This window comes from Pseudoalteromonas sp. 13-15 (assembly GCF_001468205.2).
Classification (GTDB): domain Bacteria; phylum Pseudomonadota; class Gammaproteobacteria; order Enterobacterales; family Alteromonadaceae; genus Pseudoalteromonas; species Pseudoalteromonas marina.
This window is the reverse complement of the sequence record NZ_CP019163.1, coordinates 330,691-350,137: the sequence shown is the minus strand read 5'-3', so window position 1 is coordinate 350,137 and position 19,447 is coordinate 330,691. Positions and strand designations below refer to the sequence as shown.

Below are 19,447 nucleotides of genomic sequence, written 5' to 3'. Positions count from 1 at the left end.
CACTACAAGAGTAAGGAAATACAACAATGAAGAATGTAATCATCAAAACAGCAGTAGCAGCTGCATTGTGCGCTGCAAGCACAGCTCAAGCAGAAACAATCGATATTGGTATTTTATATACCGACCAGTCGGCTGCAGCAACCAGCAATATTAATACAAAAATTAACCAGCTTATTGCGTTTAGTAATCAAGTTTACAGCCAAAATGGCGTAGACATTACGCTGCGTTTAGTGGGCTCGCAAAACTTAGGCGACTACGCAATTACTCCATCTGAAGATTGGCTTAATGCAGTAACAAACAGCAGCTACGTAGATAACCTACGCACAGGCTGGAAAGCCGATATGGTAGCAGTGCTAGGTATGGGTCAAAGTGCAGGTGCTGGCTTAATTTCATGTGGTTTAGCATGGGTTGGGCAAGGTACAAACGGCAACCTTTACAGCTCAATGAGCGATCGTATGTACTCAATTACAGCGATTGATTGTGGCGCAAGCACATTTGTACACGAGCTAGGCCATAACCAAGGCTTAGCGCATTCACGTAAACAAGGTGATACGTCGGGTGGTGTTTACACTGATGGCATGGGCCACGGGGTACAAAACGAGTTTGCAAGTATCATGGCGTACCCACAAGTATTTGGTAGCGCAACACAGTACGATTACTTCTCTAACCCAAATTGGAGCGTAAACGGTATTCCTTACGGTATTACAAACCAGGCATACGCAATTCGCACTGTAACGGCTACAAAAACAAGTATTGCTAACTTTAAATAAATGAGCACATAAAAGCGGGCCAATTTATCAGCCCGCTTACGTTATTTTGTTAGTCCAATCCGTTTAATTAAGTGATCTATTTTGCGGATTAGCCTTAGTCCCTTTTGAGCGCTTTATGCGCTCTTTTTAATGCACAACAACCTTTTGCTTAATAGCCGGCATTAACGTTTTACCATCGCCATCTACCTTATTTAATAGCTTTAAGCCCATTACTTTTGCAAGCACCGGGTAAATGTCGAGGTTATTTACTTTTTTAAGGCTTACACCTTGTTTAAATGCAGGCCCAGTTGCAATAAACGTGGCTGCCATGTCGTCTGTGTAAGCGTAACCGTGTGTGCCAACATAAGTCGATTTACCCTTACTGGTAAATACAGCAGGCGCGTTAGTTTGCACTATAATATCGCCCACACGGCTCCCTTTATTATAATAATACCCAGCCAACTGCTCATCAGTTAACACTGTATAACGGCCATTTGCCGCCTCGCGTAAACGCGCTTTGTAATTGGCTATGTCGGCTATGCTAGTTTCGGGTTTTGCATATATTAGTAAACGCGGCCCCGTATTTTTAACTATAAAACCGTCATCACTAGGTAACGTGTTCAACAAAATGCTTTTATCAGGGTTAACAACCGCCATACCATGGTCCGACACAATCACTAAATTCACATCTTGTTCTAATTTATTTAAACGCGCGTGTAACTGCCCCATTAACGTATCGAGCTGTTTAACTGCATCACGTGTTTGTGGTGCATCGGGGCCAAATTCGTGCCCCATGCTATCGACTAACGAAAAATAACTCGCAACAAACCGAGGGCGCTGCGCTTTAGGTAAGCTCAACCACTGAATAATTTGATCTACCCGGCCTTGGTACTCACTATGCTTAGAGTAATGATAAAAATAGTCGGGGGTCATACCATTAAAACGCGCATCCGACTCAGGCCAAAAATACGCCGCCGACTTAAGCCCCTGCATTTTAGCTAAGTTCCACAGCGGAATGCCTTTTACCCACGTACTGTCGCCTAATGCTTTACCCATGCTGTAACACTCATTATTACGCGCTTTGTCACAAAATTTGTTATCAACAATGCCGTGATTCACTGGCAATAATCCAGTCACAATAGAAATATGATTAGGAAACGTTTTTGTGGGGTAAACCGGTATTAACTTTTGTGCCCTTACACCTTTATCGGCCATAGCTTTTAAATTAGGTGCACCGTGTTTTTCAATGTAGTCCCACCTAAAACCGTCAATCGACACAAGTACTACCGTTTGCTCTTTTGCTGCAAACGCCGTATGGCTGGTCAACACCAAAAGTGCCCACATCATCGCCTTTACAAATCCATACTTCATTACAAATACTCGCCTACATTAAAATACGTTAAATACTGAAAAATATAACTTTATAATACAATTGCCAGGCCTTAAATGATACAAGCACCTGTACCTAACTCCTCTAGGTGTATATATTAACTAGTAAGTATTAAAAACGAATGACAACGCGCATTTACCTCGCCAGTCATCGCCACTAAACAAGGACACCGATGACTATCGACTTTAGTAAAAAAATAACCCCCGCGCGTATGTACAGAACCACCTCTAATTTACAAATGGCGCTCGAAAGCGACCGTGGCCGCATAATAAACAGCGCCGCTATTCGTCGCTTGCAACAAAAAACACAAGTATTTCCGCTTGAGCGAAATGCCGCTGTGCGTTCAAGGTTAACCCACTCACTTGAAGTACAACAAGTTGGCCGCTTTATTGTACAACGTATTTTTGCCAACCTAAGCTTTGAGCAACAAAAAGATTATGGCTTAACCGACCAAGAACGCCCACTCGAAAGCCTAGTAGAAATGGCTTGCCTAATGCACGACATTGGCAACCCACCTTTTGGCCACTTTGGCGAAGCCGCAATAAACCACTGGTTTAATAATAATTTAACCAGTGTAACGCCCGAGCGATGCCGAGAGCCAAACACCGGTATAGGCGTTATTTTTAAGCACCTAGCACAAGACATTTGCAACTTTGAAGGCAACGCCCAGGGCATTCGTATTATTCACTCGTTGCAAACCCTTAACCTAACCTACAGCCAAAGTGCAGGTATTTTAAAATACACCCGCCCAGCAGGGCTTGATGTAAAAGACATACCCCAAAATAAAAACTACTTAATGAAAAAAGTAGGCTACTACTACAGTGAAAAAGCCTTTATTGAAGCATTACAAAACGAGTTAACCATAGAGCCTTACTGTCGCCATCCGGCCAGTTACATAATGGAAGCCGCCGACGATATATCCTACTGCCTAGCCGACATAGAAGACGCCGTAGAAAAAGGCATAATAACCATTGAACTACTGTGCACCGTGCTTAAAAATCACTATCAAAAAGTACTTATAAACCTAACCATTGACGACACCGAACACCAAGACTTTGTTAGCAAAGCGGTAAACTACGCACTAGAGCGTGGCAAAGCACAACCGTATAACTTTAATAGCGAATTTTTTATATACCTACGTGTAGCCCTGCTGCACCCGCTAGTTAACCATGCCGCAAAACGCTTTATAGAAAACATAGAACCCATTTATCACGGCGACTTTAACCATGCTCTACTAGAAGACCGAAGCCACTTGCACGCCGTAACACAAACGCTTAAACAAGTTGCCCAAGCGCATGTGTTTTCAGATAAAGAAGTAGAAAAGCTTGAGCTACAAGGCTACAGAATTATTAACGGCCTACTCGACAGCTATAAACCACTACTGCAATTAACAAGCGACGACTTTAAACGCGCACTAAATGGCGACAAACGCCTACTAATAGAATCAAGGCTTGTCAAAAAACTCTCTAAAAAGCACCTAAACAGCTACCAACATGCCATAGACGCCATGCAAGAAGAGCCCGACCACTTTGCAGCCTACGAATTTTATTACCGATGCCGGTTAATTCAAGATTACATTAGCGGCATGACCGACCAATTTGCCTACGACGAATACCGCAGCCTGATGGTAATAAGCTAATTAAATAGCGCTTACTCAGCGCGATTTATTAACCGCCTGGCTAAGCTTTAACATTAAAGCAAATAAGCTTAGCCATATTCGCCCGCCATTAAGCGTAATACTCCCCTAGATAATTTTTAATTTTACGCTTAAAATCAACTTATTAATGTTTAAACGCTAACCGCCCTTATGACCACTTTACTCACACGCCTGACGCTTTGTTTTGCCTTATTTTATAGTGTTAATAGCGCTGCTTATAACGAAGCAATGTGCATACTTATAAAGCAAGAAGTACAGCAATACAGTAATAACAAAACAAGCGAAAAATACCGTAAAGCGGCGCGTGACTACAAAAAACATTGTAACAAACCTAAGCAAGTACTTACTAAGCCTAAACCAGTAGTAAAAGAGCCAGAGCCAAGCGTAATAGTAACCCAACCACAACCAAACAATGTGCAACCTGCTCCGGTTATTGAGCCCACCAACCAAACCACCGATGGGCTAATTGACGAAAAAACACTTAACTTAACCGATGAGCAAAAACAGCAAATTAGCGACATGATTGACGCTAACGCAAGTGAAGTAACCATTAATGTAGAGCCTACACAACCTACACTTACTGAAAAAAACGAGCCTAACACCTCGGCTAACAACCAAACGCTAGCAAAGCCAATAACAACCCAAAAACGTGAACAAGCCTCAGCACAAGTGCTTGAGGAAGAATCAAAAAAAGTACAAGAGCCAGCGCAAAGCCAAGTAACAGAGCAAGCTTCACCGGTTATACAACCCACAGAGCCAACAGTAGCGCCAGTGATAAAACCAGCGCCAGTGATTGCCCCACAACCAGCGCGCGAGCAACCTAGCTCGTTATTATTACCAAGTTTTGTATTAGTACTGGTTGTGCTTATTGGCGCAATGGTGATCATTCGTTTGCGCCGCGCAAAACAAACCAATGCCAGCGCAGCCGTTACAGCAGTTAGTACGCAAACACAAAATACACAAAGCGCCGAAAAACAAACAGCTAATGTAACCTCAGAGCAAGAGCAAGAGCAACCAAAAACCACACACAAAACACCGGCACCCAGTGAGCACCCGGCTACAGAAACAGCAGAGCCAAAAGCCCCTACTAACGACGCAGTTAGTAATGACAAACCAAGCGAAGAAAAACCACAACCTAATACCGCCGAGTTTGAAGCCGCAGCTAAAACTACGTTAGAGCGTATTAAAAACGCCAGCAGCTTTAACGAACCGCAAGTACGCGACTTTGATCCAGATGCAAAACCTGTAAAAAAACAGCGCAAGCACAGCCCAATAAAACCAGAGCCAACACCAGCAGAGCCTGTTGAAAACACTGAACAACCAGCAGAGCAAACACCTGAGCCGCTACCAACAAGTACACCTACTAAATTAGAACAACCCGAGCCAGAAGCGCCTGCATTTAAAACTGAACACGACTTTAAAGAGCCGGAAGTACGCACGTTCGATCCTAATGCACCACTACCCGGCAAAAAGAAAAAACCGCGTAAAACAGAGCCAACACAAACGGTGCCGGAGCCACCAGCGCCACAAAATACCCCTGAAAAAATTCAACCAGAGCCAGAAGCATCTGAAACAAAAGCCGAGCCTAAAACCCCTACAGCTGAGCCTAAAAAAGCAGATACCAACAACCCATTTGCCAACCTATCACTTGATGCAAGTTGGGACCCAAACTCAGCCGAAAAACCAAAAATAGAAGAAAAACAACGCGCCCCTAAATCACAAGCACTAATAGACGCAGAAGAACGCGCTAAAAAGCTACAAACAAAAGAGTAGCAACCTCACTCACTCCTCTTTGTGCATTACAGTTTTATAAGCTCATTATTTCTAAATTTACTGGTAGACGCGCAGCTTGCTGGCGTTTAAAAGCAACGCTTTTACGGGGGTTGAAAGGTGATTGTTTCAGCACCAAAAGTTAAGAAAAAAGATGCGGAGAAGTAACTAACATTACTAATGTTTTCTCTGTGTAGCGCGAAGCGCCTCGGTGTGCTCTGTGGTAATAAAAAGATCACTTAACACCATCACTTGGCTTCTCATTTACTCCTCATTCTCTTCTCTTTGTGCATTAAAGCCCTAAAAGCAAAGCTTTTAATTTATGGACGAAAGTTTACCTTTCGCTTTAATTAAAGCATTCAGCACTACTCGTTTAACTTAAACACACCTATTTGCCTCAATTAATGAGTCAAATAGCCATTTAATTGCCTCATTGAGCAACTGTGTAACGTGTACTTCGCCCAAAAGCCCGAAAACCCCATTATTCACAAAGAGGGTAAGAGACGCTACGCTTTTAGAGAAGTGATCAAGTAGCTCGGCTCTTCTCATTTACTCCTCATTTTGTTCTCTTTGTGCATTACGCTTATAAATAACTAACACACTTTAATAAACAGGAATAAACTCGCCCTTAACCTGCTTCGACGCCTTTAGCCACACTAAATACGCCTGCTCGTAATCTATAAAATAGGTAGAAAGCGCATTTAAAATCACCTCATTCTCAAGCGTACTGCACGGGTTTTTAGCCTCAGCCTGCACAATCGCCTTTAACACCCTTCTGCCCTGCTTATGCTGAATAAAAAACGCCAACCAATTATTCGCATTTGCATATAAATCGCCACGGTAAGACTGCTGCTCCCACAACGCCTCTGAATCAATTAACGACCTAAACTCCATATACGTACGGCGTAAACGGTAGGTAGGAATAGCAATAGTTCGGTTAGTTTTATAAATCAGCGTATTTTCAAAAACCTCAGCTATTCCCTCGTTTAACCAACTAGAGGTACTGCCAATTAAATTAAAATTAATAACATGCATTGCCTCGTGAATTGCTACGCGTAAACTACTTTGCGGATCGGCCTTATCAAACCTCACTAACGCCGTATTATTTTTACCAAAGTAAATCCCCGCATTGTTGCTTGGTAAAGCCCCAAAGCGCGACACATAATCGTCGTAATAATTATTAGGTAGTACAACTAAGTTAATTAAAATGGATTTGTTGGGGTATAAACCAAATACGTTTTGATACTTTTCGTATGCTTTAAATAAACGAATACGCAGCGTTTTATGGTAATCGCTATTTACATTAGGGGTAATTAAATTAACAGAGGTGTAAGGGCCAATATCAAATTGTTCGGCTGTAAAATCGAGATTATCGTTTAACTGCGACAGCTCACTTTGCGCGTATTCAAGCTCTTCAGGGTCATGAATCAACTCACAACTATTTTGTTGCACTGAAGTAGGTTTTGGCTGAGCTTTTACTTTACTGGCTACATTATCAACACGCTTATCGTTAACGGTTTCAGTAGTATACACATGCGTATAACTCTCAGCATTTTCAGCTTTGTGCGTATAGTTATTTACTTCAACCACAGCGGTATTTGGTTTATAAAAAAAGTGTAAAACCAGCAACACCACAACCAACAACAATACATGACGTGTTTTTATTTTCATTAAATTAGCCCAGCATAATAGTTAAACAACAATACTTAAAAAATAAAACTCACACTAGGGCTAACGCTAAAAATAACTAAAATGTCATTGTTATTAAAAGTTATGCGCCTTAAACGGTGTTTTTAACCACTGGGCATAAACCTTACTAAAATTAGGAAACTCAGAGTGCAGCATGCTTTTTAACTGCTTGGGCTGCAATTTATTACAAGGCGACTCCTGCTCAGCTAGCATTATATTTTTAAGTAATATTCTCCCCTGTGATGAATCCATCAAAAAGTAAATTGTCGCCCAACTACTTGCGTATAGTTTACTCGTATTTTTTTGTTTCCAGGACTCTTCTGAACCTATTAACCTGCTAATATTAAAAACGCCCTTAGCGAGTTTATTATTTATTGTCCACGAGGTATTAGGCTCTACAATACCGGTTTGCATATGGTTTTTAGTAATTTCAAAGTACTCTGCAAACCCTTCATTTAACCACCTAGGCGTATAACCTAGTACCGCTTTATTAATTGCATGAACCGCTTCATGCACCGCTGTGCTCATTGCATTTTGAGTATTTCTATACTCTATAAACACAGAGTTATTAGCATGAAAATACATTCCCACTGTGTTCGTAGGGTCGCCACCGCGCTGCTTAATAGCCGCCTCATAAGAGCCTCTAGTAGACAAAACTGTTAAATTTAACTTCACTTTTTTAAGTGCATGCACACCAATTATTTGACCATAAACCTTAAAAACAGTATTTAGCTTTATGCGTAAACCTTGGTTAAAAGACGTCGGTAACTTAGGGGTATTTAAGGTTAAATCAAAGTAATCGAGCGGCGCTTTAAATCCTGAATCGTACGTTGCAACTGCAAAGTTAGGTTTTTCATCGGTAAAATGCACAACGCCTTGGCTATCTGTCCACGTATAAATATCGCCGTTGCGTTCATATTTAACTTCACCTAAAGAGGTATCAACACACCGAGTAATATCGGCCTGCGGAAAATGAAAGTCAGTAGACGTTTTATTGCCCTGAACTTTCATAACAGTTTTATTTATTGCTGTTTTTGTTATCGATGGTTCTAAACTTTGTGTGCTTAAACTTTTATAAATACGCTTAACTTCACCTATCGGGTCGTGATAATTAAACACCCGCCCTGTAAAATGGTTAGCAATAAGCGCTGAGGCAATAAGCATTACAACAAACATAAATACTATGCGAAGCTTAGTATTAAACATAGTTACGGGCGCCCCTGCCATTGGGTCTCAAATACTTGCTTTTGCGCTACTCTATACTCGCTATACCAAACAAAATCGCTTGTCTCCATCCTTTTTTTACGACACCGCTTAGGCAATCTATAAAATTTAGACCACGCCTCAAGCTTAGCTTTGTTTTTATAGCTGGCACTGTGCAAGGTCATGTTTGATACCTTTTGATTGAGTACCCAGTTGGTGTTCGCCGAATGTGTAGCATGTGGGCGGTATGAGTTATTACTCTTTTTAAGTTTATTACAGTGCTTTGCCAATTGGGTAAATAACACTTTGTCGCGAGCAGTTAATCGCTCACCTTTTTTAATGCTATAACCCTGCCTAAATTGAGAGCGAATAGATTCACGCTCCTTTTCTATGCTTTCGCACTTACTTTGCGTGTAGGCCTCGCCTGCATAAGAGTACGTTGAAATAAAACTAAGCAAAACTAAAATCCATTTAATCATTATTCACTCCTTTAAATAACATCTTAAATAAGTGTACCTATTTAAGGTTGGTAGCGCATTAAATATTGCCCTCGTTTTGCGTCATTAGCACTTACCGTTTAGTAGAAATTAGCCGCAGAGTTGGCTCAAGCTAAATGGTCGATGGTTAACTTTTCTTGTAGATACCATCTCTCATTTTAAGCTTTAAGGTCGTATTTAACTTTCTTGGAGCTCAAACGCTTCTTGGTTTTTTATTACACCAAAACATATATGGATGAGCTTTCGCATATTTGCACACACAGCTTGCATCGGTGTTTTACCGTTATTTATTAATGTTAACTTGTGTCGTTTTATTGTTTTATTCCATTGCCCAGCGACAATAGCTGCCATATAGAGTTTGCAGCGAACTCTAGCTGGCCCAAGTCTACTAATTGATGTTCGCCCTTTTAATTTACCCGATTCATTATGCCGTGGAATTAACCCACAATAAGCTGCTGCTTCTTTGGCTTTATTAAATTTTTAGCCGCAAACAAATACGTCAGCTCTCTCGATAGTACGGGCCCAATGCCAGGTATAGACTCAAGTAGTTTCCTGTTTCTTTTTAAGTCAGACTCATTATCTATGTGGTTATCAATATCAGATTTAAGCTGCTTAATTTCGTCATCTAAAAACGCGATAGTCATTTTTATCGATTGGCAAACACGTGCTGAAACGTTACTGAATTCAGTTGCTTCTAATCGGTTCGCTTCTCGTTGCCGGTTACTCTCAAGCGCATCTAAACGACGAATAAGGGTTTTAAGCTCTCTAACTTCTAACGCTTCAGGTTGCCAATAATCAACGACTGCGTGCTTTGCATAGCCGTAATGGGCAAGCATCGTTGCATCAGATTTGTCTGTTTTATGAATTATGTTTAACGCGTCAGCATACCTTTTAGCTTTACCAGGATTCGCTAAAATAATATTAAAGCCTTGCTCGTTAAAAAAATACATCAGTACTTTATGATAAACACCCGTTGGTTCGAGTGTGATAACGAATTCACTAGCAGCGCTTTTAGTTGTATTTAAAAGCCATTTTTCTATTTTTAAAAAGTCTTGACGTTTGTTTTTAAAGACTTTTGTTTTAATCTTGTTTGTAAGCTGGTCTCTCAACCACGATAAATCAATCTTCTCTTTACTAATATCAATGCCGATAAACATCATCTCTACTTACTCCCCTTATACATACAGCATCTACTTAAATAAAAGTGTGCTTGGATACCATTCAGTTTGTGAGAATAGAAAGTCAGGGCTTTATCTACCGAGCAGTATTAAATACTAGACGTCGAGGCAAGCTCACTGACTTCGATGTGGTAAATGATAGCTAATCATTTACCAATGAGAGATACAAAATACCATATTCTACCTCCTCATTTTGAAGAGAAACTATTTTTACTTTTGATAGTTTGAACTGAGTTATCTAACTTTTGGATTGCAGCTACTAGTTCTTCAATTTTTTTGTCTTTGGCATAATTTGAACCCCAGCCGCCAAAAATTATTAAAAATATTAGAAAGAACAATCTTCTATATTTTACTTTAAAGGCTGTTTCTAAACTTTTAACTTCACAAGAACAAGACATTACTTTCTCCAATTACCTTAATCATTTCAGATGAATAGCTTATTTCATAACTACGACAAAATGAGTCGCGTATTATATTTAATCGTAGAACCTTAAATTTGCCGTAGAGATTTTAAAAGTATCGAGCGTCGTACATTGCTAAGTAATTCAGATTAGCTAAGGTAAATGAGTCGCGTATTATATTTAATCGTAGAACCTTAAATTTGCCGTAGAGATTTTAAAAGTATCGAGCGTCGTACATTGCTAAGTAATTCAGATTAGCTAAGGTAGTTGAGATGCTTATATAAGATCTTTATTCAGTCTTAATTCCATAGTGACCTAATGATTTTATCATTCGCCTTATAACCCTCGCTTTTAGCTGCTCTGGTGCCTTTACAATAATGTGATCTGACAAACCCATGAGCCAATTTTCCAACTCCAAAGTATGAGCTAATTTAATAGAAACACTGACCCAATCATTTTGAGTAGTCGATTTAGATAAAGCATTTTCGTCACTAACTTTTTGGCTTTCATTAATGGCTGATTCTTGAAATAGATCTTTGACATAACCTTTTACTTCGAGTTTTACATCAATTACCTCAGCATTTACTAATACACCCACAGCACCTGTTTGAGCATATTTTAAAGTGTCAAAGTCGGTATCGAATGTTTCAGTTAATAACTTGGCGCTATTAACTCGATGAAAAAGAATATGCCTCGGTTCTTTATAATCATAAAAGTAGCAAATGAGAACCAATTTAGTGTCTCTTATCAACATACCTAATGGTGAAATAAGATGAACAGAATCGGAACCACCGTAAGTTACCTCCAATTTTCTTTGTTCTAAAATTCCTTGGGTAATTAGCGATTTAATTTCAACATCAATGTTTAATGGTTTAAAAGCTAAAACATGTGGCAAACTCGCAATTTTCGATGGCCATGAGTGTAATAACTCGGATCTCACCAATGTATCTTTTGATTTTTTAAAAATCGCATCAAGCTGAGAAAACACCTCTTTAGGAAAGTAATCTTCAAGATGATGCTCAACTAGCTGAAGTGATAAAGCTTCCTCTGCAGAAATTGAAGGTAAGTAAATATCAGAGCGCTTTCTTGAATAAGACCATTTGTACCCGTCAGGTGAGTCTGAGCTTACTAACCCAAATAAATCAGCCACTTCAACTAAATCTCGCTCTACAGTTCTTTTTGTCACTGCAAAGCCTCTATCTTCAAGGCCTGACTGTAAAATTTTGGCCGTTGTCCATCTAGGAGTAATGGGGATGAGTTGCATCATATTAATAATGCGAGGGAGAGTCTTTCCTTTAGCCGTTGGCATCAACTTTGGGGCCTATCATAACTTAAACTTACCGACACATTACCATAAATCAAACAATAACAGCAGGTTAGCCTTCAGGTTAAAATAGTGTAATTGCACTATTTTATATATGAAAGCACTTTTATAGTAGAGTGCTTTGGGTTAATCTGCGTGTAATTACGATGATAAGGAAGTTGTTTAAAAGCCTAGCAATCATGTTTTTAAGCCCTCAAGCTTCTCTAGCATCACATAAACATTCAGCAAGGAAACTTAATGAAATACGACCTTGAACAAGATCTATTAAAGAACAAAGCAATTAAAAATGACCATGGCTGGCAGGTTAACATCAATGACTATCAAATCGACTTTCTCTTAAAAGAGTTAGGTGAAGATGAACACCCCAAAGACATTAAAGAACTGCGAGCGCAATATAAAGATGAGTCAATCGCTTACTTGAATTTAGACCGTCGAGACTTTGATAGTAAGTTAGGTGTGTATACACCTTTAGATGACGACACGCTTTTTTCTGAGCCTCAAAATCTTGAACAGTTAGTAGAAATTACTAATATGCTCATTAATGGACGTTCCGTAGAGTTATTTGTTTTCACTCTCAGAAAGCCCGACTCAAATAATGCATGGGTGGGCTTCTTAAACTTGCTGCATTGAGTAACTAAATGATCGATATTTAATAAAAATGGCGATATTGCGACTTATTCTGTCGCAAGTGTTTTATATTATTAGCATGTGTTGCTTCCGTGATGGGGCAAAAGAAAAAGTGTGAGAAACTTTTTCGTCATGGCCTACTTAATGTAGGCCTTTTTTAGAAAAACCATTAAGTTATAAAAAAGGAGCGCAAAGAAATCACGTGACCAATTATAACTTTATAAAGCTCAGCAAAAGGATTCCTCTAAAAGATTTAAAGCTAGTAAAACGACCCGATGGTGGCTTTCGAAAACCCCTTCAAACTTTTTTAAGCGAAATTGTTTAAACAAATTTACATCTAAGGGCATTCAATATCTTGCTGATAAATCAAACATAGAAATTGAGACCCTTAAGCAATTTATGGCAGGAAACTTATCTGTTGACTCTAAACTTGCCAAAAAACTAGAAAAAGCCACAAAAGTTGGCGCTGCAACTTGGTTAGAACTACAACGTCAATATGATGAGTACCTAAAGTAATTCTAATTTGGGTGGTTATGCAAAGCTAGCTTGTTTCTAAATTTAGAGGCTACGTTCAAAGTGCCATTTTAGTACAACCCTAGAAGTTGTATTTTGCAGTTTTAACTTTGGCTTTTTAACTATAACTTTTATAAATATTACTCTAAGGTTGCAATATGAGCTCAAACCAGCTTTTAATTAAATCACTAGCTCTGGCTTCAAAATATCATGTGCAGCAAAAGCGAAAATCAGACGGCTCACCCTATATTAATCATTTGATAGAAGTTGCAGCCCTCCTTACTGATATAGCTAGAATTGATGATGACGACGAACTATGCGCCGCAATACTTCATGATATTTTAGAAGACACAGGCGTTACTACAGAAGAGGTTTATAAAACCTGTGGTCAACGCGTTCTAGAATTAGTAGAAGCACTTTCAGACAACAAATCACTATGTTTAAAGGAACGAAGAGAAGAAACGCTCAGGTTACTTCCCACTAAGTCAAACTCTGTAAAGCGTATTAAATTAGCAGACTTGTGCTCTAATGCTGCTGCAATACCATCTGATTGGACTGTAGAACGGCAGACCGAGTACTTCCTCTGGTTAGATCAGGTGGCTGAAGTCTGTAAAACATCCAGTCTTTCATTACATAATGAATACTTAAGAAGAAGGTCCAATTATGTGTAGTGATAAGTTGTGTAAGATCACCAAAGCATTATATAAATTATAATCGAAAATATTTATCTAGAAATAGTTTTCTTAACTGCCTCGTGACCGTAGGCGTTAAGCTTGTTGACGCAAGAGCCGAAGCTTTTAAATAGCCTAAACCCGCTTCCCGCAACTTGATACTCCTCTACTTTATTTACATGTCGCGTTGGCGACGGCAACCAAGGGGCGAACGATTTTCCAAGTGGACTCTGCTGCAAGTAGTTCATCCCTGAAGCTGGGTTACTGTCGGCATCCATGCTTCCACTTCTTCGCGCTGCGAGGATCGCACTGTTCCTTCAATTTAAATTAATGATATGAACGTAAATGCTGTTTATTCACCATCCATCGCGAAGTCACAGCTTAACGCGCATCCATGCGCTGTTATTACTCATCATTAATTCAATTTTGGGTGTGCTCACGGGGAAATTGTCTTAGCATTAACCTTCAAATTTGTTGTTACGTTAAGAGTTATGTATATTAAATTTATATTTAGTTTGAGTAACTTAAATGGCTAATCAAGATCAAAAAGGAAAATGGCTTTCAAGTAAAGAAGCCCTAAAACATCTAAAAATAACAGACTGCGAGTTAATGCATCGCCGCGAACGTGGCGATCTTAAGTTTGAAAAGCGCGGACGTGCGTACTTTTACTATTTTGAAATCAAGGATGAATAAGTGATATTTAACAATCTATTTCAAGACATGCAAGACAAAGGGCAAAAAGTATCTCCTCCTCAAGGCTTTCAAAAATACCTAAGTACCAATAATTTAAAAGCAAAGACTGCAGCATCAATATCGATAGATTCTATTAAGAAGCTACCAAAGCTTTTAAAAGAGCAAAATACAATGGTGCTGAGACTTGGTTCTCGCTTAGGCGATAATCAAACTTATTTCTCTCTTGTAAAATCACATGATGTAAACGATCTCTTTTTTAATGACCAAGCGCTGTTTGGTCAATTACAACCAGAGCTATTTTTACCAAACGTATCAATAAGAAGCTTATTTGCTTTTCAGCTATTGCCAAAAGTAACTGAAACCTCTGTTGTTAATTTAGCTATAGCATCAGGCCTAATGGCTGAAGCACTTAACTTAAAAGATGACAAAACCATCGTTGTGCCAGCAACGGGGCAAAGTACATTCACATTTAACTTTAAGCCACTCGCTAACGAAGACGTTGTCCTTGAGCATATAAATGGTCAAGTTGAAATAGATGCTGTATTCGTCGCTAAGCGAGACGGTAAAGAACACTTATTTGTGATTGAAGCAAAACATGGCGATAAGTTTGATTCACTAGCAAAACACAAATTGCTTTACCCTAGTTTAAGCCTATTACAAAAGCTGCCCTCGTCTATGCCTATAGTCCCTGTTTACTTGAGAAGTATAAAAACAGAAAAAGGGATCGACTTCTATATTGCTGAGTGCCCTTGCATTGTAAATCAACAAGATGAGCTATATAGTTTGGATACATTAAGCCCCTGTAAAGTGCAGGCACTACACTTAGCAAATTATTAACCTATGAACGCAGAGCAATTTAAGCAACTTGTAAAAAAAGTAAAAACAGCCAAAAAGCTACCTGACGCTATTTATTTTCATAAAGACGCGTTTACTGATGCCCCCGCTGAATTAGTTAAATTTATTAAAGTTGTTGCTCAAGCACTAAAGGTTGATGAAGCCGATTACGATCTAATAAAGTTATTTAAAAACGACTTTAGGCTTTCCCTTTTAAGTTACCCTACATTTTATGAAGACTCCTATCCTGCGCTCAAGCAAAGCGTGACTGTAGATTTAGCAAAGCTTAGCCATAAAATCACTAAGTACGATAAAAGCGAAAACCCACCTATTTTGCACCGAAAAGAAACCATGGTTTCGCCAACTAATAAGCACTATCAATTATTTTGTGACTTAACCGCTGAGGGTGAACAAGCAGGTCTATACGAAAACACACGTATGATCGGCTTTAAAGGCTCGTGGGAACGTTTAATTACTAAAAAAGGATACGAGCTAGTTGATGGTCGTTTATTTCGCAGCTCTGCTGTACAAAGCCTTGATGACGATAAAACAATCGACAGACATTTAACGGCTATTGTACGACATGAACTTTCTGCCCCTTTAAAAACATTAGCTAAAAATGGCTTTTTAAATGGCGATTATTCAATATTTGATTACGGTTGTGGTCGAGGAGATGATTTAAGGGAGTTAGAGGCTCATGGAATAGATGCATTAGGTTGGGATCTTAATTATCGGCCTGATGCAGATAAAGTTATTTCTGACATTGTTAATATTGGTTTTGTAATTAATGTAATAGAAGACCGTGATGAGCGAATAGAAGCGCTACTAGGCGCATGGGAGCTTTCACAAAAGCTGCTAGTTGTGTCGGCAATGCTCGGAAACGAAACACTGATAAGCCAGTTTCAACCTTATAAAGATGGTGTAATAACTAGCCGTAATACTTTTCAAAAATACTTTACGCAAGCAGAGCTTAAAGCGTTTATAGAAATGAGCGTCGACGAAAATGCGATTGCTGTTGCTCCCGGCATTTATTACATATTCAAGGATAAGCAACTCGAACAACACTTTTTACAAAACCGTCATAAACGTGCTTATAAATGGCAGCACCTAACAGCGCCAGAACCTGTTAATGAAGAACAAGCGCGAATTTTATTTACACAACACCAGCAACTTTTTGAATCGTTTTGGTTAACATGCTTAACGCTTGGCCGCTGCCCAGCAAACAATGAGTTTGCGCAAAGTGTCAAAATAAAGGAAGTCATTGGTTCAAATAAAAAAGCCCTGCAACTTGTTTTAAAATGGTTTGAAGAAGACGAGCTAACAACCGCCGAAACAATGCGTAAAGAAGATTTACTGCTTTACTTTGCACTTGCTATGTTTGAAAAGCGAAAGCCTTACACGAAACAACCTGAAGACTTAAAGCGCGACATAAAAGTATTCTTCGACACTTACAAAATAGCGCAGCACCAAGCCACTGAGCTGCTTTTTCAAATAGCTGATAGTAAATTGATTGAATCACTATGCCTAGAAGCAGAGAAAATATTACCCGCGAGTAAAATCGACTTTGAAAATGAGCAGCCCCATGCACTAACACTGCATAAAGACTTTATCACCTTATTACCACTCGTATTGCGCGTATATATTGGTGCAGCCCTACAAATGTATGGCGAGCTTGATGATATTCAGCTCATTAAAATACATATTCATTCAGGTAAGGTTACTCTACTTGGCTATGAAGGGTTTTATGATTCACCTCTTCCACAGCTAAAAGAGCGTGTGAAAATAAAAATGGCAGATCAAGATGTAGACTTTTTTGATTACATAATTGAAGAAAAGCGGCCGCTCCTCCTCAATAAAATTGATTATATTGATGACACATTTGAAGATTATAAAAAACAAAAGGCGTTTAATAAACGCCTTTTGAAAGAATTATGTGAAGAAAGCAGGAACTTAACAGCTCAATCTCTATCAAGTTTACTTAGAGATAAAGGCCTAAATATAAAAGGACATAAGTTTAATCCATTGACTTAACTCAAAACTGACAGTCACCGCTTGAAAACGGGTAACTGTCAGAGCTAGTACAGCCAATGAAAAATAAAGCAACATAGAATAAGTATGCTATGTCAAATCACTATTTATCAGATACCTTGGAGAGGTATGATATTCAGCGTATAGAGTTCTTTAATTAGTTTTAGATTAAAGTCCTTAACATCATCAGCCAATTGCTCACTAACTTTATCTGACACTGTTTCAATATTGTGACGGGCTATTATATCCCTTATCCCCTTAATGTATTTATTTGCTTCTATATCTTCTAGGCTTACATCGTGAGTATATTTAGATAGCTCATCAGATGGTTTGTCTTTTTCTCCGACTAAAAACTCTATAGAATTGGATTTATCATTCCTATTAGTTACGCTACCTAGTAGCATCATGTTACCTAAAGAGTTAGTTTTTGCACCCTCATTTATCCGCGCTTGTGATACCTCAACAGTACTCTCATATTTTGATTTAGGGATTATATGGTCTAAATCGAACTCTTTTGGGTCTTTCCAGTTTGCTAATTTAGTTAGATCAATGTGATGATAACCTAACTTAGCACCATTAGATGCTGCATATAATGAAAATGCAGTTTTAAGAATAGTTACATGGTTACTTTTTGTATAGCTCCAATTACTATATTTATTTATCTCGTCAACTTGAGATGTTTTTCCATTAAGTAATTTAACTTGGTCTTTTATAGCTTCATTATCTTTAAGAACTTCAGCAATTTTCTTAAGGTTTTCCAGTAAATCTATCGACCCTAGGGAACGAATAGAAAAAATAAGCGAAGATAAAGCTACTTGCTTTCGTAGAGTACTGTCGGTAATAGCAGGAAGTATGTTAGCTAAAAGTGCAACGACTTTGATTTGCTTTAAAGCTAAAAAATACCTTATTGATATGCTATCCAAGTTTCTAGAGTCATTAAATATCTCAGATACTACTGCTTGTGTTCTGTGTTGATGGCTATAATGCTTATTGATGTATTTTCCAATTTTTCTGTACTCATCAAAGTCTTTTATAACATTTTTTAGGCTATAGTCTTTCTGTTGTCCAAGTTTAAATGAAATTGCCTTACGTAAATCCGCCAATTGCCCTTTTTTAAAGTCTAAAGTAAAGTCGTTTGTTATAGACATTGTTCCTGCAAGATAAACAATTCCTTCTATATTGCTATTTTCAAACGCGCAATTCCAGTTTTCTTCTGCATTATCAAGCTGTCTATCAGTCTCTTCATCGTCACTATTAAGGGAAGCAAATGCGTACCTATAAAAAAGATTTTTTGCAATTTCAAGATCTTTCAGAGGCTCAGAACGATCATTTAATATCTCAAACAAGGTATACGCATCTTTTTGATTTTCAGCTTTTATATTACAAACACAAGCAACGTCAAGTAGGTTAGATAATAAAGTAGCCGCTTTAACAAGCATTGCAATGAGCGATTTTTGCGGACCTATTTCTTCACTTAGCCATTCTAAACAACTTTCTAGAGTAGATTGATAAGATTCAAACGGAAAAACCGTTTCTGCAGTTATGTCTAATTTGAAACCTGTTTTATCTACAGTAAACGAGCAACCTCTGGACAAAGCTTTAGTTAAATCTTCATTTATACGATTTCTAGCATACCTAATTTTTAGCTTCCAGTTGCAATCTTCAATTGAATCTCTAATTAATGAGTTGATGTAACTCTCTGCTTCAGATTTAAATTCAGAAAAGGAAAGATCGCCTATAGATACTTTGCTTTTTAGGTTTCTTAAACTATCGAAAGAGGTGTCATTTATAAATACTAAATTTCTTGCATCAATAACACTTTCAATGACCTCTAACGCTAATTGATCATTCCCATCGATACGCTCTCGCAATATACGTGCAAGTACTAAATACCTTATAAATGCAAATAAATAGAAGGTAGTAGTTCGTTGTTGACCATCTATGATTTCTAAAGCACGGTTATCATCGATAGTTGTTACCGTCGCACCTGTAAAATACTCCACTCTACTGTCTGAACGGCCGTTATTGATAAGGCTAAACATGTCACGTTTTTGTGCCTTCAGATACTCAGCGATATCTACGAGCAGTTGTTTTGACTTCTCCCCCTCCCAACGGTAAGGGCGCTGATAGGCAGGTATGAATAATTCATTATTATCCAATAGAGCTATTGCTGATGTTGTATCTTTAACAGTTAGTTTCATTACTCAGTTCCTAAAAATATTT

Annotated in this window: 15 protein-coding genes and 1 pseudogene; 8 read left to right on the top strand and 8 right to left on the bottom strand. The window is 38.5% G+C overall.

The window, feature by feature from the left end:
• The first annotated feature begins 26 nt into the window (after positions 1 to 26).
• Positions 27 to 770, top strand: coding sequence for a zinc-dependent metalloprotease family protein (locus ATS72_RS17090; protein WP_006793508.1), 744 nt, complete (start codon positions 27 to 29; stop codon positions 768 to 770).
• Between the two features lie 126 nt (positions 771 to 896).
• Here ATS72_RS17090 and ATS72_RS17085 read toward each other — a convergent pair whose 3' ends face one another.
• Positions 897 to 2,120, bottom strand: a complete 1,224-nt coding sequence (locus ATS72_RS17085) for an alkaline phosphatase family protein (protein WP_058429386.1) — start codon at positions 2,118 to 2,120, stop codon at positions 897 to 899.
• A gap of 191 nt (positions 2,121 to 2,311) precedes the next feature.
• Between ATS72_RS17085 and dgt the strand changes: the two genes are divergently transcribed.
• Together dgt and ATS72_RS17075 are read left to right on the top strand one after the other, a co-directional pair.
• Complete coding sequence (dgt, locus tag ATS72_RS17080) at positions 2,312 to 3,778, top strand: dGTPase (protein WP_058429385.1); 1,467 nt, start codon at positions 2,312 to 2,314, stop codon at positions 3,776 to 3,778.
• A gap of 168 nt (positions 3,779 to 3,946) precedes the next feature.
• Complete coding sequence (locus tag ATS72_RS17075; protein WP_058429384.1) at positions 3,947 to 5,569, top strand: hypothetical protein; 1,623 nt, start codon at positions 3,947 to 3,949, stop codon at positions 5,567 to 5,569.
• A 600-nt stretch (positions 5,570 to 6,169) separates the two neighbouring features.
• On the opposite strand, the gene ATS72_RS17070 is transcribed toward ATS72_RS17075, so the two are convergent.
• From ATS72_RS17070 to ATS72_RS17045, 6 genes and pseudogenes are all read right to left on the bottom strand, one after another.
• Positions 6,170 to 7,237: a hypothetical protein gene (locus tag ATS72_RS17070; RefSeq protein ID WP_058429383.1), complete on the bottom strand. Its 1,068-nt coding sequence runs from the start codon at positions 7,235 to 7,237 to the stop codon at positions 6,170 to 6,172.
• Between the two features lie 93 nt (positions 7,238 to 7,330).
• Complete coding sequence (locus ATS72_RS17065) at positions 7,331 to 8,461, bottom strand: DUF1570 domain-containing protein (RefSeq protein ID WP_058429382.1); 1,131 nt, start codon at positions 8,459 to 8,461, stop codon at positions 7,331 to 7,333.
• Between the two features lie 2 nt (positions 8,462 to 8,463).
• Positions 8,464 to 8,937: a hypothetical protein gene (locus tag ATS72_RS17060; protein ID WP_058429381.1), complete on the bottom strand. Its 474-nt coding sequence runs from the start codon at positions 8,935 to 8,937 to the stop codon at positions 8,464 to 8,466.
• Between the two features lie 195 nt (positions 8,938 to 9,132).
• Positions 9,133 to 10,115: pseudogene (locus ATS72_RS17055) on the bottom strand (IS110 family transposase).
• A 206-nt stretch (positions 10,116 to 10,321) separates the two neighbouring features.
• Positions 10,322 to 10,531 (bottom strand): hypothetical protein, encoded by a 210-nt coding sequence (locus ATS72_RS17050; RefSeq protein ID WP_058429380.1) that lies wholly within the window; start codon positions 10,529 to 10,531, stop codon positions 10,322 to 10,324.
• Between the two features lie 292 nt (positions 10,532 to 10,823).
• Positions 10,824 to 11,843 carry a helix-turn-helix transcriptional regulator gene (locus ATS72_RS17045; RefSeq protein WP_082650888.1) on the bottom strand — a complete coding sequence of 340 codons (1,020 nt, stop codon included), beginning with the start codon at positions 11,841 to 11,843 and terminating at the stop codon, positions 10,824 to 10,826.
• Between the two features lie 252 nt (positions 11,844 to 12,095).
• Here ATS72_RS17045 and ATS72_RS17040 point away from each other — a divergent pair, with 252 nt between their 5' ends.
• The 5 genes from ATS72_RS17040 to ATS72_RS17020 all read left to right on the top strand — a co-directional run bounded on the left by ATS72_RS17040 (position 12,096) and on the right by ATS72_RS17020 (position 17,227).
• The gene (locus tag ATS72_RS17040; RefSeq protein WP_058429378.1) at positions 12,096 to 12,488 is read left to right on the top strand and encodes a hypothetical protein; all 393 of its coding nucleotides are present in this window, start codon (positions 12,096 to 12,098) and stop codon (positions 12,486 to 12,488) included.
• Positions 12,489 to 13,156: 668 nt separating this feature from the next.
• Positions 13,157 to 13,669 (top strand): HD domain-containing protein, encoded by a 513-nt coding sequence (locus ATS72_RS17035; protein ID WP_058429377.1) that lies wholly within the window; start codon positions 13,157 to 13,159, stop codon positions 13,667 to 13,669.
• A gap of 528 nt (positions 13,670 to 14,197) precedes the next feature.
• Entirely contained in the window at positions 14,198 to 14,362 is a 165-nt protein-coding gene (locus ATS72_RS18890; protein WP_170865591.1) for a hypothetical protein, read from the top strand.
• The gene (locus ATS72_RS17025; RefSeq protein WP_058429375.1) at positions 14,363 to 15,199 is read left to right on the top strand and encodes a DUF6997 domain-containing protein; all 837 of its coding nucleotides are present in this window, start codon (positions 14,363 to 14,365) and stop codon (positions 15,197 to 15,199) included. It abuts the gene before it with no gap.
• A gap of 3 nt (positions 15,200 to 15,202) precedes the next feature.
• Complete coding sequence (locus ATS72_RS17020) at positions 15,203 to 17,227, top strand: DNA phosphorothioation-associated putative methyltransferase (protein WP_058429374.1); 2,025 nt, start codon at positions 15,203 to 15,205, stop codon at positions 17,225 to 17,227.
• A gap of 107 nt (positions 17,228 to 17,334) precedes the next feature.
• Here ATS72_RS17020 and ATS72_RS17015 read toward each other — a convergent pair whose 3' ends face one another.
• On the bottom strand, positions 17,335 to 19,425 hold the full coding sequence (locus ATS72_RS17015; RefSeq protein WP_058429373.1) for a DUF262 domain-containing protein: 2,091 nt from the start codon (positions 19,423 to 19,425) through the stop codon (positions 17,335 to 17,337).
• Between the last annotated feature and the right edge of the window lie 22 nt (positions 19,426 to 19,447).

Bases quoted from the DNA above. Each gene is read 5' to 3' on its own strand.
- ATS72_RS17040 (WP_058429378.1), top strand. From the start codon at position 12,096: ATGAAATACGACCTTGAACAAGATCTATTAAAGAACAAAGCAATTAAA.
- ATS72_RS17075 (WP_058429384.1), top strand. From the start codon at position 3,947: ATGACCACTTTACTCACACGCCTGACGCTTTGTTTTGCCTTATTTTAT.
- ATS72_RS17060 (WP_058429381.1), bottom strand. From the start codon at position 8,937: ATGATTAAATGGATTTTAGTTTTGCTTAGTTTTATTTCAACGTACTCT.
- ATS72_RS17035 (WP_058429377.1), top strand. From the start codon at position 13,157: ATGAGCTCAAACCAGCTTTTAATTAAATCACTAGCTCTGGCTTCAAAA.
- ATS72_RS17050 (WP_058429380.1), bottom strand. From the start codon at position 10,531: ATGTCTTGTTCTTGTGAAGTTAAAAGTTTAGAAACAGCCTTTAAAGTA.
- ATS72_RS18890 (WP_170865591.1), top strand. From the start codon at position 14,198: ATGGCTAATCAAGATCAAAAAGGAAAATGGCTTTCAAGTAAAGAAGCC.
- ATS72_RS17085 (WP_058429386.1), bottom strand. From the start codon at position 2,120: ATGAAGTATGGATTTGTAAAGGCGATGATGTGGGCACTTTTGGTGTTG.
- ATS72_RS17045 (WP_082650888.1), bottom strand. From the start codon at position 11,843: ATGCCAACGGCTAAAGGAAAGACTCTCCCTCGCATTATTAATATGATG.
- ATS72_RS17065 (WP_058429382.1), bottom strand. From the start codon at position 8,461: ATGTTTAATACTAAGCTTCGCATAGTATTTATGTTTGTTGTAATGCTT.
- ATS72_RS17090 (WP_006793508.1), top strand. From the start codon at position 27: ATGAAGAATGTAATCATCAAAACAGCAGTAGCAGCTGCATTGTGCGCT.
- ATS72_RS17070 (WP_058429383.1), bottom strand. From the start codon at position 7,237: ATGAAAATAAAAACACGTCATGTATTGTTGTTGGTTGTGGTGTTGCTG.
- dgt (WP_058429385.1), top strand. From the start codon at position 2,312: ATGACTATCGACTTTAGTAAAAAAATAACCCCCGCGCGTATGTACAGA.
- ATS72_RS17015 (WP_058429373.1), bottom strand. From the start codon at position 19,425: ATGAAACTAACTGTTAAAGATACAACATCAGCAATAGCTCTATTGGAT.
- ATS72_RS17020 (WP_058429374.1), top strand. From the start codon at position 15,203: ATGAACGCAGAGCAATTTAAGCAACTTGTAAAAAAAGTAAAAACAGCC.